The sequence below is a fragment of the Bacillus sp. MD-5 genome, from assembly GCF_002201875.1.
Lineage (GTDB): Bacteria > Bacillota > Bacilli > Bacillales > Bacillaceae > Bacillus > Bacillus stercoris.
Genome location: NZ_CP021911.1, coordinates 2,791,491 through 2,804,449, shown reverse-complemented (window position 1 = coordinate 2,804,449; position 12,959 = coordinate 2,791,491). Strand labels below are relative to the sequence as shown.

At 45.6% G+C, this 12,959-nt stretch carries 15 protein-coding genes; 12 read left to right on the top strand and 3 right to left on the bottom strand.

Annotated elements, in window-relative coordinates; all coding sequences use genetic code 11:
* Positions 1 to 14 precede the first annotated feature (14 nt).
* The 5 genes from thpR to CDO84_RS14155 all read left to right on the top strand — a co-directional run bounded on the left by thpR (position 15) and on the right by CDO84_RS14155 (position 5,643).
* Positions 15 to 566, top strand: a complete 552-nt coding sequence (gene thpR / locus CDO84_RS14175; RefSeq protein ID WP_040082110.1) for an RNA 2',3'-cyclic phosphodiesterase — start codon at positions 15 to 17, stop codon at positions 564 to 566.
* Positions 567 to 591: 25 nt separating this feature from the next.
* Positions 592 to 1,506 carry a hypothetical protein gene (locus CDO84_RS14170; protein ID WP_040082112.1) on the top strand — a complete coding sequence of 305 codons (915 nt, stop codon included), beginning with the start codon at positions 592 to 594 and terminating at the stop codon, positions 1,504 to 1,506.
* 48 nt (positions 1,507 to 1,554) lie between these two features.
* The gene (locus tag CDO84_RS14165) at positions 1,555 to 2,484 is read left to right on the top strand and encodes a YegS/Rv2252/BmrU family lipid kinase (protein WP_040082114.1); all 930 of its coding nucleotides are present in this window, start codon (positions 1,555 to 1,557) and stop codon (positions 2,482 to 2,484) included.
* 25 nt (positions 2,485 to 2,509) lie between these two features.
* Positions 2,510 to 4,666 (top strand): type I pullulanase, encoded by a 2,157-nt coding sequence (pulA, locus tag CDO84_RS14160; protein WP_040082115.1) that lies wholly within the window; start codon positions 2,510 to 2,512, stop codon positions 4,664 to 4,666.
* Positions 4,667 to 4,845: 179 nt separating this feature from the next.
* The gene (locus CDO84_RS14155; protein ID WP_009967993.1) at positions 4,846 to 5,643 is read left to right on the top strand and encodes a phosphotransferase family protein; all 798 of its coding nucleotides are present in this window, start codon (positions 4,846 to 4,848) and stop codon (positions 5,641 to 5,643) included.
* Here CDO84_RS14155 and CDO84_RS14150 read toward each other — a convergent pair whose 3' ends face one another.
* Positions 5,644 to 5,922, bottom strand: coding sequence for a YtzH-like family protein (locus tag CDO84_RS14150; protein ID WP_003237926.1), 279 nt, complete (start codon positions 5,920 to 5,922; stop codon positions 5,644 to 5,646).
* A 206-nt stretch (positions 5,923 to 6,128) separates the two neighbouring features.
* On the opposite strand from CDO84_RS14150, the gene trmB reads away from it, so the two are divergent.
* The 3 genes from trmB (at position 6,129) to CDO84_RS14135 (ending at position 9,468) form a co-directional block, all read left to right on the top strand.
* Entirely contained in the window at positions 6,129 to 6,770 is a 642-nt protein-coding gene (trmB, locus tag CDO84_RS14145) for a tRNA (guanosine(46)-N7)-methyltransferase TrmB (RefSeq protein ID WP_014665023.1), read from the top strand.
* Between the two features lie 69 nt (positions 6,771 to 6,839).
* Complete coding sequence (locus tag CDO84_RS14140; protein ID WP_014665022.1) at positions 6,840 to 7,685, top strand: YtnP family quorum-quenching lactonase; 846 nt, start codon at positions 6,840 to 6,842, stop codon at positions 7,683 to 7,685.
* A gap of 82 nt (positions 7,686 to 7,767) precedes the next feature.
* On the top strand, positions 7,768 to 9,468 hold the full coding sequence (locus CDO84_RS14135) for an NAD-dependent malic enzyme (protein WP_040082118.1): 1,701 nt from the start codon (positions 7,768 to 7,770) through the stop codon (positions 9,466 to 9,468).
* 51 nt (positions 9,469 to 9,519) lie between these two features.
* Here CDO84_RS14135 and CDO84_RS14130 read toward each other — a convergent pair whose 3' ends face one another.
* Positions 9,520 to 9,837, bottom strand: coding sequence for a PepSY domain-containing protein (locus CDO84_RS14130; protein ID WP_014477682.1), 318 nt, complete (start codon positions 9,835 to 9,837; stop codon positions 9,520 to 9,522).
* Positions 9,838 to 9,995: 158 nt separating this feature from the next.
* Here CDO84_RS14130 and CDO84_RS14125 point away from each other — a divergent pair, with 158 nt between their 5' ends.
* On the top strand, positions 9,996 to 11,069 hold the full coding sequence (locus tag CDO84_RS14125; RefSeq protein WP_040082120.1) for a M42 family metallopeptidase: 1,074 nt from the start codon (positions 9,996 to 9,998) through the stop codon (positions 11,067 to 11,069).
* A gap of 56 nt (positions 11,070 to 11,125) precedes the next feature.
* Here CDO84_RS14125 and CDO84_RS14120 read toward each other — a convergent pair whose 3' ends face one another.
* The gene (locus CDO84_RS14120; protein ID WP_040082121.1) at positions 11,126 to 11,572 is read right to left on the bottom strand and encodes a YtoQ family protein; all 447 of its coding nucleotides are present in this window, start codon (positions 11,570 to 11,572) and stop codon (positions 11,126 to 11,128) included.
* A gap of 78 nt (positions 11,573 to 11,650) precedes the next feature.
* Between CDO84_RS14120 and CDO84_RS21455 the strand changes: the two genes are divergently transcribed.
* The 3 genes from CDO84_RS21455 to CDO84_RS14110 are packed head-to-tail and all read left to right on the top strand — an operon-like array spanning position 11,651 to position 12,954.
* Positions 11,651 to 11,767 carry a hypothetical protein gene (locus tag CDO84_RS21455; RefSeq protein ID WP_156122882.1) on the top strand — a complete coding sequence of 39 codons (117 nt, stop codon included), beginning with the start codon at positions 11,651 to 11,653 and terminating at the stop codon, positions 11,765 to 11,767.
* 39 nt (positions 11,768 to 11,806) lie between these two features.
* A complete protein-coding gene (locus tag CDO84_RS14115) occupies positions 11,807 to 12,130 on the top strand; it encodes a thioredoxin family protein (RefSeq protein WP_014665016.1) in 324 nt (107 codons plus the stop codon).
* Positions 12,131 to 12,144: 14 nt separating this feature from the next.
* The gene (locus CDO84_RS14110) at positions 12,145 to 12,954 is read left to right on the top strand and encodes a DUF1444 domain-containing protein (RefSeq protein WP_080478262.1); all 810 of its coding nucleotides are present in this window, start codon (positions 12,145 to 12,147) and stop codon (positions 12,952 to 12,954) included.
* Positions 12,955 to 12,959 lie beyond the last annotated feature (5 nt).

Sequence of the window (12,959 nt, the reverse complement as noted above, 5' to 3'; positions counted from 1 at the left end):
GGAGTGTCAGACGGATGCCAGATATACGGCCTCATTATTTCATCGGCGTTCCCATACCTGAGGGAATTGCAAACCCGATTTACCAGGCTGCGAAAAACGAGCCGCTATTGACGTTTCAAAAATGGGTGCACCCGCTTGACTATCATATCACGTTAATTTTTCTCGGAGCGGCGGATGAGACACAAATAAAGAAGCTTGAAGGTTCGCTAGCCGAGATTGCTTCAGAAATCGATCCGTTTTTAATTGAGTTTGGCAAGATAGATGTATTCGGCGACCGCAGAAGGCCGCGCGTTTTACACCTGGAGCCTAAGAAAAACAACACGCTTGAAAGGCTGAGGGAACATACAAAGCAGGCTGTGCTCCAGGCTGGCTTTCAAGTGGAAAAAAGACCGTATCATCCTCATATGACGCTGGCGAGAAAATGGACAGGCGAAGAAGGATTTCCGGCTCATGTTCCGTTTGAAAGCGGCGAGGTTTCGATGAGGGCTGAGCGGTTTTCGCTCTTTCAAATACACTTGAACCAATCACCAAAATACGAGGAAATATTCAAATTTCATTTATCTTAATTCATTGCGGAGTGGAGAAACAAACATGGCACAAATCATCAAAATTCATGATTATATATCGAGATACGAGCTTGATCCGTACCATTATATCAACCAGTTTGTACGGCTGAAAAAAGAGCGCTGGCTTTCACTGGTAGAAGCGGCGGAACGCCAGCAAGAAGAAAGACAAGCCAGTGCTGAAGAACCGGAACCGGCGCAAAAACGAAAAAAATTTTCATTGAAAAGAAGAAAAGAAGAGATAAAAGCCGATATACAAGAAGAGAGACACCAATGGTTTGAGGATGAAGAAGATATTCATGTAAGGCTCCCAAAGAGCAGGATGGCGCTTGCTTCTTTTTATAAAAGACATTTATATGATTTTCAGCTCAAATGGGCAAGCTCTACTCTTTCAGAAATATCTCAACTCTCAAACCAGGTGAAGCAGGACCGCATTTTGCGTTATCTGACCCAACAGCTGCCCGATTCTTATTTCATTATGTATAAGCCTGTGCTGAGAATTCAGCAGGCGGCGGTTGAATTAAGCATTGTGATTATTTCTCCTCTGGAAATTTATTGCGTTTCTATTTTAGAGGCCGAGGAAGACAGTGTCTACATAGGGTCTAAAAATCGTTTTTGGGACAAGAAAACAGCCTCTCAGACTGCATCAGTGTTAAATCCAGGGCTGAGCCTGTTTCGAACGGACTCTGTTGTGTCAAAGATCGTAAAGGAAAAACAGGCCGAGATTCCGGTTCGAAAATTGCTTCTGAGCAGAACGTCGTACATCGATTACCCTGAGCCGCCATATGGCTTAGAAATTGCGGATAAGCGGAGCGCGGAAGAATGGATTGAGCGGCAGAAGAAAAACACTGCTCCGATCAAACACCATCAGGTAAAGGCTGCGAAGGCTCTATTGTCTTACTGCATGTCTGACTCCCATCGCAGACAAGAGTGGCTGGAGTAAAAGAGAACGATTTGAGCGGTTTTCTCATAACATAAGCAGGTGAGAAAGATGAGCCATTGGTTTTTTATTATTAATCCGACAGCAGGACATCGAAACGGCCTGCGTGTTTGGAAGTCCATTCAAAAGGAATTGATCAAACGAAAGGTTGAGCACCGTTCGTTTTTAACTGAACATCCGGGACACGCCGAGGTGCTCGCCAGACAGATTTCAACGATACAGGAATATAAGCTGAAGCGCCTGATCGTCATTGGCGGAGACGGAACCATGCATGAAGTTGTCAACGGCCTGAAGGATGTAGACGATATTGAACTGAGCTTTGTGCCAGCGGGCGCGTATAATGATTTCTCACGGGGATTTTCTATTAAAAAAATCGACCTGATACAGGAAATTAAGAAGGTAAAGCGTCCGCTAACAAGAACCTTTCATTTAGGGAGCGTCAATTTCCTTCAGGATAAATCACAAATTCTTTATTTTATGAATCATATCGGGATTGGTTTTGACGCATATGTCAATAAAAAGGCGATGGAATTTCCGTTGAGACGGATTTTTCTTTTTCTCCGCCTTCGATTTCTAGTGTATCCGCTTTCTCATTTGCACGCCTCAGCAACCTTTAAGCCGTTTACGTTAGCTTGTACAACGGAAGGGGAGACGCATGAATTTCATGATGTCTGGTTTGCGGTTGTATCCAACCATCCGTTTTACGGGGGAGGCATGAAGGCGGCGCCGCTAGCAAATCCCCGCGAGAAGACATTTGACATCGTAATCGTTGAAAATCAGCCGTTTTTGAAAAAATATTGGCTTTTATGTCTGATGGCATTTGGAAAACATACAAAGATGGATGGCGTTACGATGTTTAAAGCAAAAGACGTTACGTTTTACACGAAGGACAAAATCCCGTTTCATGCTGACGGAGAAATCATGGGCACTACCCCGTTTCGTCTGGCATCTAGTCCTGCACCCCTCAGGATCAAAACATAAACGTGTTTGGAGGAGAGAGCTTCCGATGGTCAGCATCCGCCGCAGCTTCGAAGCGTATGTCGATGACATGAATATCATTACCGTCCTGATTCCTGCTGAACAAAAAGAAATCATGACACCGCCGTTTCGGCTTGAGACAGAAACAACAGATTTTCCTCTGGCTGTCAGGGAGGAATACTCCCTTGAAGCGAAATACAAGTACATCTGCGTATCCGACCATCCTGTGACATTTGGAAAAATCCATTTCGTCAGTGCATCCAGCGGCCACAAAACCGATCTCCAAATCGGCGCGGTCATCCGGACGGCTGCATTTGATGACGAATTTTATTATGGCGGAGAGCTCGGCGCCGTTTATACTGCGGATCATACCGTATTTAAAGTATGGGCGCCTGCTGCAACCTCAGCTGCAGTCAAGCTTTCACACCCCAATAAAGGCGGGCGCACATTCCAAATGACTCGCTTGGAAAAGGGCGTCTATGCTGTTACGGTCATGGGTGACCTTCACGGGTACGAGTATGTGTTCTGCATCTGCAACAATTCAGATTGGGCGGAAACCGTTGACCCGTATGCAAAGGCCGTGACAGTAAATGGAGAGAAGGGCGTCGTCTTGCGCCCGGATCAAATGAAATGGACTGCTCCGCTTAAGCCATTCTCAAACCCTGTGGATGCCGTCATCTATGAGACGCACCTTCGCGACTTCTCCATCCATGAAAACAGCGGCATGATCAACAAGGGAAAATACTTAGCATTAACGGAAACTGATACACAGACCGCAAATGGCAGTTCTTCTGGACTGGCGTATATAAAAGAGCTTGGTGTTACACACGTCGAGCTACTGCCGGTGAACGATTTTGCCGGAGTTGATGAAGAGAAGCCGCTTGATGCTTATAATTGGGGATATAACCCGCTTCATTTCTTTGCCCCGGAGGGAAGCTATGCCTCAAATCCTCATGATCCTCAAACGAGAAAAACAGAGCTGAAACAAATGATCAATACCCTGCATCAGCACGGTCTGCGAGTCATTCTGGATGTTGTTTTTAACCATGTGTATCATCGCGAGAATTCACCCTTTGAAAAAACAGTGCCCGGTTATTTTTTCCGGCATGACGAATTTGGGATGCCGTCAAACGGCACTGGCGTTGGCAATGATATTGCATCAGAAAGAAGGATGGCGAGAAAGTTTATTGCGGATTGCGTGGTCTATTGGCTTGAAGAATACAATGCCGACGGCTTCCGTTTCGATCTGCTCGGCATTTTAGATATTGACACCGTGCTTTATATGAAAGAGAAAGCAACTAAGGCAAAGCCCGGAATCCTGCTTTTTGGAGAAGGATGGGATCTGGCTACACCGCTGCCGCATGAACAGAAAGCTACTTTGGTAAACGCACCAAGAATGCCCGGTATCGGTTTTTTTAATGATATGTTTCGTGACGCTGTAAAAGGGAACACCTTTCACCTCATGGCAGCAGGGTTTGCACTCGGCAGCGGTGAATCAGCGCAAGCTGTTATGCACGGGATTGCCGGCTCTTCTGGATGGAAGGCATTCGCCCCGATTGTTCCGGAACCAAGCCAGTCCATCAATTATGTTGAATCACATGACAATCACACCTTTTGGGATAAAATGAGCTTCGCGCTTCCTCAAGAAAATGACAGCCGAAAGAGAAGCAGGCAAAGGCTTGCCGCCGCGATTATTTTGCTAGCCCAAGGGGTGCCGTTTATTCATAGCGGCCAGGAATTTTTCCGGACGAAGCAGGGAGTGGAAAACAGCTATCAATCCAGTGACAGCATTAACGAGCTGGACTGGGATCGGCGTGAAACGTTCAAAGAAGATGTTGACTATATCCGCAGGCTGATCTCGCTGAGAAAAGCGCATCCCGCATTCCGTCTCAGGTCCGCTGCAGACATCCGGCGCCATCTTGAATGTTTGACGCTAAAAGAACACTTTATCGCATACAGGCTTTATGATCTCGACGAGGTTGACGAATGGAAAGATATCATTGTTATCCATCATGCGAGTCCGAACTCTGTCGAGTGGAGGCTGCCAAACGATAAACCATATCGGCTTTTATGTGATCCATCAGGATTTCAGCAAGACCCGGCAGAAATTAAGAAAACGGTTGCAGTAAACGGCATCGGAACAGTTATCTTATATTTAGCATCAGATCTTAAGAGTTTTGCTTGACGAAGTTTGTGCTATAGCGCTAAAATTTAAAGGACGGCTATTGATTAGCATATGAGACTCTCAATAGCTGTCTTTTTTATTTTCATACGATTCGTACGAAAAAGGCGCTCGCTGGATAGACTAGAGACGATTCGCCTTTATTCTAAAATATTTTAAGAAATGATGGGTTGAACATTGATATGAACTGGTTGGGACAATTACTAGGTAGCGATTGGGAGATCTTCCCCGCCGGAGGAGCTACAGGAGATGCATATTATGCGAAACATAACGGGCAGCAGCTTTTTTTAAAACGTAATAGCTCACCTTTTTTAGCTGTTTTATCCGCCGAAGGCATTGTTCCGAAGCTGGTTTGGACAAAACGGATGGAAAATGGGGACGTCATTACGGCCCAGCACTGGATGACCGGCAGAGAGCTGAAGCCTAAAGACATGAGCGGACGGCCCGTTGCTGAATTGCTTCGTAAAATACACACATCAAAAGCCTTGCTGGACATGCTGAAGAGACTTGGAAAAGAACCGCTGAACCCGGGGGCTCTTTTGTCTCAGCTGAAGCAGGCTGTATTTGCTGTGCAGCAATCTTCGCCGCTGATTCAAGAAGGGATCAAGTATTTGGAAGAACACCTGCATGAAGTGCATTTCGGTGAGAAAGTCGTTTGCCATTGTGATGTCAATCATAATAACTGGCTATTGTCTGAAGACAACCAGCTGTATTTAATTGACTGGGACGGCGCCATGATCGCTGATCCGGCGATGGACCTCGGACCTTTGCTGTACCACTATGTCGAAAAGCCAGCTTGGGAGAGCTGGCTGAGCATGTACGGCATAGAGTTGACAGAAAGCCTTCGGTTGCGAATGGCTTGGTATGTGTTATCTGAAACAATCACTTTCATTGCCTGGCATAAAGCAAAAGGCAATGACAAGGAATTTCATGATGCAATGGAAGAACTGCATATCCTCATGAAACGAATTGTTGACTAATCAGGAATACGAATCCATTTGCTCTACCCATTGAGACAGGCTGTTCTGATGCTCTTGTATGTGTGAGTCGATGGATTTGGACGATATTCCTGATTGGCTGTAGCGGTAAACATCCTCAAGCACGTTTTTAAAATTTGAATCAAGCTCGGTGTTTGCCATCAGTGATTTAATCACACGCTCAAGCTGCTCGTACTCTGCGACTGTTCCGCAGCAGTCCAATTGATGGTCAGTCAAGATATCCTTCAATAAATGAACTTGATGCTCATAATGTAAACCCATAACGGTACACATCCCTTCAGTATCATACGGGTTAAATTGTTCAAAACAGAGCGTTTTTATACATGTGAATGGAGTGTTCCAGCAGACGGGACCCTCTTTTTTTATGCACTCGGCCTTAAGAGAGATACACTGGAAAAACGAGCTTGCGGGTCTTTTTAATTCATGGTATGTTGTTAGTCGAAATAATAGATAGAGGTGTCAATCATATGAGAATGCGCCACAAGCCTTGGGCTGATGACTTTTTGGCTGAAAACGCAGATATTGCCATCAGCAACCCTGCTGATTATAAAGGGAAATGGAACACAGTGTTTGGCAACGACAATCCGATCCATATCGAGGTTGGTACAGGAAAAGGTCAATTTATTTCTGGGATGGCCAAACAAAATCCCGACATCAATTATATTGGTATTGAGTTATTTAAAAGCGTCATCGTGACAGCCGTCCAAAAAGTAAAAGACAGCGAAGCGCAGAATGTAAGGCTTCTGAATATAGATGCGGACACGCTGACGGATGTGTTTGAGCCGGGTGAAGTGAAACGGGTCTACTTGAACTTTTCTGATCCTTGGCCGAAGAAACGGCATGAAAAACGCCGCTTGACATACTCCCACTTTCTCAAAAAATATGAAGAAGTAATGGGAAAAGGCGGAGCGATTCATTTTAAAACCGACAACCGAGGTTTGTTTGAGTACTCTTTGAAGAGCTTCTCTGAGTACGGCCTGCTGCTGACATACGTCAGTCTCGATTTGCATAACAGCAATCTGGAAGGCAATATTATGACAGAATATGAAGAAAAATTCTCTGCACTCGGCCAGCCGATCTATCGGGCTGAGGTTGAATGGAGAACGTAAAGACAGACTCTGACAGGAGTCTGTTTTTTTTATGGCCCGTTTGCTACCATGATGACAGGGGGGATGAAAATGGAAACAATGAAAATTGGAAACATCACGTTGACCTGGCTTGACGGAGGCGTGACGCATATGGATGGAGGGGCGATGTTCGGCGTCGTTCCAAAGCCGCTTTGGTCTAAAAAATACCCAGTCAATGAAAAAAACCAGATTGAACTAAGGACAGACCCCATTTTGATTCAAAAGGATGGGCTTAATATCATCGTTGACGCCGGAATTGGATCAGGCAAGCTGACTGATAAACAAAAACGAAACTATGGCGTGACACAAGAGTCGAATGTGAAACCATCATTAGCTGCACTCGGGTTAAACGTTGCCGATATAGATGTGATCGCAATGACACACCTTCATTTTGATCATGCATGCGGTTTAACGGAATATGAAGGTGAACGGCTCGTCTCTGTCTTTCCGAATGCGGTGATTTATACATCAGCTGTCGAATGGGATGAAATGCGCCATCCGAATATCCGGTCGAAAAATACGTATTGGAAGGAAAATTGGGAGGCTGTAGCCGGCCAAGTCAAAACCTTTGAGGATTCTTTAACCATCACAGAGGGGATTACCATGCATCACACCGGAGGCCATAGCGACGGGCACAGTGTCCTGATATGCGAGGATGCGGGTGAAACTGCTGTACATATGGCAGATCTAATGCCAACGCATGCCCACCGCAATCCGCTTTGGGTTCTGGCTTATGATGATTACCCGATGACCTCTATTCCGCAAAAGCAGAAATGGCAGGCGTTCGCAGCAGAAAAAGACGCTTGGTTTATTTTTTATCATGATGCCGAGTATCGCGCCCTTCAATGGGAGGAGGACGGAAGCATCAAAGAGTCAGTCAAGCGAATGAAGCAATAGCATATTTTTATGTTTACCCTGCATGTTTTCCGGCTAATAATGCAAACCTAGTACTAATTATGCTCAGAAAGGAAGAGGCAGGGTGAAACAATTCAAAGTAACAAACGAAGGAGACATTCAAACAACATTAAGAGGCCTTGAAGTGCTCTCTGTTCCTTTTTTGAACAAAGGTGTCGCTTTTACTGAGGAAGAAAGAAAAGAACTTGGTTTAAAAGGCTTTCTGCCGCCTAAGGTATTAACAATTGATGATCAGGCGAAAAGAGCGTATGAGCAATATTCCGCACAGCCAGACGATTTGAGCAAAAATGTTTATTTAACGGCGCTGCACGATCGGAATGAAACGCTGTTTTACCGCCTGTTAAATGACCATTTAGGGGAAATGCTTCCGATTGTCTACACACCGACAGTTGGAACGGCCATCCAGAGATACAGCCATGAATATAGAAAACCACGAGGGCTCTATCTGTCAATCGATGACCCGGACGGTATGAAAGAAGCCTTTAAACAGTATAAAGATCAAAGCGATACGATCGATTTAATAGTTGCAACTGATGCGGAAGGAATTTTAGGAATCGGTGACTGGGGCGTCGGAGGAATCGCGATTTCTATCGGCAAGCTGGCGGTTTATACGGCGGCTGCCGGCATTGATCCGAGCAGAGTGCTTGCTGTTGTTTTAGATGCGGGGACAAATCAGGAGAGCCTCCTGAACGATCCGCTTTATGTCGGCAACCAGCATTCCAGAGTGCGCGGGGAACGCTATGACCAATTTATTGACGACTACGTTGCGCTGGCGAGAGAGACATTTCCGAATGCATTGCTGCATTGGGAGGATTTCGGAGCGAAAAACGCGCGAAGCATTTTGAAACGCTATAAAGATAAAGTTTGTACGTTTAATGATGATATCCAAGGGACAGGCGCTGTTTCTTTGGCGGCAGTCTTATCCTGTGCAAAAGCGTCTAAAGTTCCGCTGAGGGATCACAGAGTTGTTATATTCGGAGCAGGAACGGCTGGAATCGGAATTGCCGAACAGCTGCGCGAAGCATTGGTGCGTGAGGGGCTGAGTGAGGAAGAATCATATCAGCGCTTCTGGTGCATAGACAGAAACGGACTGTTGACAGATGATATGGATCAGCTTCTTGATTTCCAAAAGCCGTATGCACGTTCGGCTGATGAAGTGAAGGATTATCAGCGGAATGGAGATGGCGGAGGCATTGATCTCCTTGAAGTGGTCCGTCAGGCGAAACCGACAATCCTGATCGGGACGTCTACGGTTTCAGGTGCTTTTACTGAAGAAATTGTCAAAGAAATGGCGTCACATGTGAAACGGCCGGCGATTTTGCCAATGTCAAATCCGACAACTCTTTCTGAAGCAAAGCCGGAGGATTTAATCGAATGGACAGAAGGCCGTGCGCTGATCACGACAGGAAGCCCGTTCCCGCCAGTGGAGTATAATGGCGTAACGTATCATATCGGCCAAGCGAACAACGCGCTTGTCTTCCCGGGGCTTGGTCTTGGAACGATTGTCACCAAATCAAAATTAATTACAGACAGCATGTTTGAAGCATGCGCCCGGGCGATCGCAAGTATGGTCAATGTCGGGGTGCCTGGCGCGCCGATGCTTCCGAAAGTAGAGGATTTGCGGACTGTATCGGCAACCGTTGCGGTTGAAGTTGCAAAAACCGCAATGAAGGAAGGCGTTGCGACAGAAGAGCCTGAAGACATTATACAGGCTGTGCAGGATGCGATGTGGTATCCGGTATACAAACCGATTCGCGCGATATAATAAAAAGAGCCGCTGCGTAGGCAGCGGCTTCTATTTTATGCTTGTCCGGTGTTAAGAAGCGATTGTATCAATGACATCTACAATTTCCCCCGTTTTCGCATCCACCATGACTTCATATTGTTCTAATTCTCCGAAAGCTGATCGTGTAATGCCGGTTTTGTATACCTGTACCGTTTCTCCGTTAATATTGTAAGGCTCCGGCTGGGTGTAAATCCATGATCCGTCAATCGGGCCCCGCTGCTTAAAAGCGGATTTTACAATTCGAAGCGCTTTTTCTGAAGAAATATAAGGCTTCATCACATATTGTTTCACAACGACAGCCGTACAAATTCCAAGTCCTGCTCCTAAAAGAAGATGACGCAATTTCAAAATAAAGCACCTCCTGGTTGATCGTACTTTTCATTATACAGAAACAGCCAAAACCTGTTAAGCAATACGCGGCTGATTGAGCAGATTCGGTCAGGGTGCTTGGAAAACTTGATTGTTTCTAATAAAATAAAAGGACTACATAGAAATGAGGGGAAAACATGAATCAAGAAACGAAAGCGCTTTTCCAAACACTGACGCAGCTTCCCGGCGCGCCGGGCAACGAGCATCAGGTTCGTGCTTTTATGAAGCAGGAGCTAGCCAAATATGCCGATGACATCGTTCAGGACAGACTGGGAAGTGTTTTCGGAGTCAGACAAGGCGCAGAGGGTGCACCGAGAATTATGGTAGCCGGGCACATGGACGAAGTCGGCTTCATGGTGACATCCATCACAGACAACGGGCTGCTCAGATTCCAGACGCTCGGAGGCTGGTGGAGTCAGGTTTTGCTTGCGCAGCGGGTTGAAGTTCAAACAGATAACGGGCCGGTTCCGGGTGTGATTTCAAGCATACCGCCGCATTTATTGACAGATGCACAGCGAAACCGCCCGATGGATATCAAAAACATGATGATCGATATTGGAGCGGACGATAAGGAAGACGCCATCAAAATCGGCATAAAACCGGGACAGCAGATCGTGCCTGTCTGTCCGTTTACGACGATGGCGAATGAAAAGAAAATTTTATCAAAAGCATGGGATAACAGATATGGATGCGGTTTGAGCATTGAACTTTTGAAGGAATTACACGGCAAAGAGCTTCCAAACACGCTCTATGCGGGTGCAACGGTTCAGGAAGAAGTCGGGCTAAGGGGGGCACAGACGGCTTCTCACATGATTAAACCGGACTTATTTTTCGCCCTTGATGCCAGTCCGGCAAACGATATGAGCGGAGACAAAAATGAATTTGGCCAGCTTGGAAAAGGCTTTTTGCTCCGTATTCTTGACAGAACGACAGTCATGCACCGCGGAATGAGGGAATTTGTTCTTGATATGGCTGAAACGCATGATATTCCATATCAATATTTTGTATCCGGCGGGGGAACAGATGCAGGCAAGGTTCATATTTCGAACAGCGGCGTTCCGTCAGCGGTTATCGGAATTTGTTCCCGCTACATTCATACAAACGCTTGTATCATTCATATTGATGATTATGCTGCTGCTAAGGAAATGCTCATCAAACTTGTAACAGCCTGCGATAGACAGACGGTAGATGCAATTAAGAAGAATATGTAGAATTTATATAAAAGCTTGTTGAACGAGCAGTGAGCCCGGTTCGACAAGCTTTTTTCTTATTCTGTTTCAAATAGATAGGAAAGGGCCTTGATGGCTTGGTTGACGGTTTCCACTGTTATATTCGCTTTATTGGAAAGCTCTTTTAATGGATGGTGGAGTGATTCCGGCCGGATGATAATCAGAGGTTTTCCTTTTGCGATCGCATATGATGCATCCATTGCCGTGTTCCACTGTTTGTATTCTTCGCCAAACAGGGCGATCACAAAGTCTGCTTTATTCATCAGGATGGCGGTTCTGAAGTTGTTGATGTCAGAGGCTTTGTCATCCTTCAAAACGGCATTTGGCTGTACGCCCATAATGTCTTCACCAATATTGTCTGAGCGGTCATGATTCTCCATCGGGCCGACAAACGTAATCGGCAGCTTCAGCGATTTTGTTTTCTCTTTGATTTCCTCGCGCCAATTGCTGTGGATTTCTCCTGCTAAATAGACGATAAACTCCATACTAAAATCCCTCCTTATGTATGTCCAGCTGTAAATTTTACCCTCATGTACACGATGTTAAACGAAACGAGCTTGATAATGCAAATAAAATATGATAATGATAATGGGAAAGCCTATCTTACATATTCATTCGTTGCATATAAGTGGTTTTGCCTCAAGCAGTTTGGTATGATCCAAATGGACGAGTATCGATAAACAAACATGTAAGAACATAAACAACTGGAGGGATATGAAATGAAAAAAATTGAATCAACTCAAGAGCTGGAAAAAGCGGTACAGGATGACTGGGCTGTATTTATGTTTTCTGCCGACTGGTGCCCGGACTGCCGTTTTGTAGAGCCTTTCCTGCCTGAATTGGAAGCGGATTTCCCTGAATTCACTTACTACTACGTAGACCGTGACAAATTCATTGATACATGTGCAGAGTGGGAAATTTACGGAATCCCAAGCTTTGTTGTTTTTAATGAAGGAAAAGAAGTAAATCGTTTTGTGAGCAAAGACCGCAAAACAAAAGAAGAAATCGAACAGTTTTTAACAGATTCTCTCGCTAAAGCGTAAAGGAGGACATCGGTTTGAAAATGACCTCAAGGAAGCTGTCAGATATACTGAAACAGCGCCTTCAGCACGAGAATCGCTCCTTTCTGTTTGACAGAGAAAAAGACACTCTCCGTGTTGAGGATCAAACGACAAAAAAAGGGATTACGCTCGATTTGCCGCCGATTATTGCGAAATGGGAACTGAAAAAAGACGAAGCCATTGATGAGATCGTGTACTATGTTTCCGAAGCAATGACGGCAATGGAAGGGAAGGCTCAGGAAATGACCGGGAAAGAAACTCGCATTTATCCGGTCATCCGCTCGACTTCCTTCCCGGACAAGTCCAGCGAAGATATCCCGCTCATTTATGATGATCATACCGCAGAGACAAGAATTTATTACGCGCTCGATCTCGGGAAAACATACCGTTTAATTGACCAGCGCATGCTTGAGAAAGAAAACTGGACAAAAGAGCGGATCAGAGAGACGGCCGCATTTAATCTCCGTTCTCTGCCGACGGTTGTCAAAGAGGATACGGTTGCCGGCAATTACTTCTATTTCTTCAGGGCAAACGATGGATACGACGCCAGCCGGATTCTGAACGAGGCGATTTTAAATGAGTACAAGCAGCGTGCAGAAGGGGAGCTGGCGATCTCTGTTCCGCATCAGGACGTTCTGATTCTTGCTGACATCCGGAATGAATCAGGGTATGATATTCTAGGACAAATGTCGATGAGCTTCTTTGCAGGCGGCACCGTTCCGATTACCGCTCTTTCATTTTTGTACAATGAAGGAAAGCTGGAACCGGTGTTTATCCTGGCGAAAAGCCGTCCGAAAAAGGATTAGAAAGG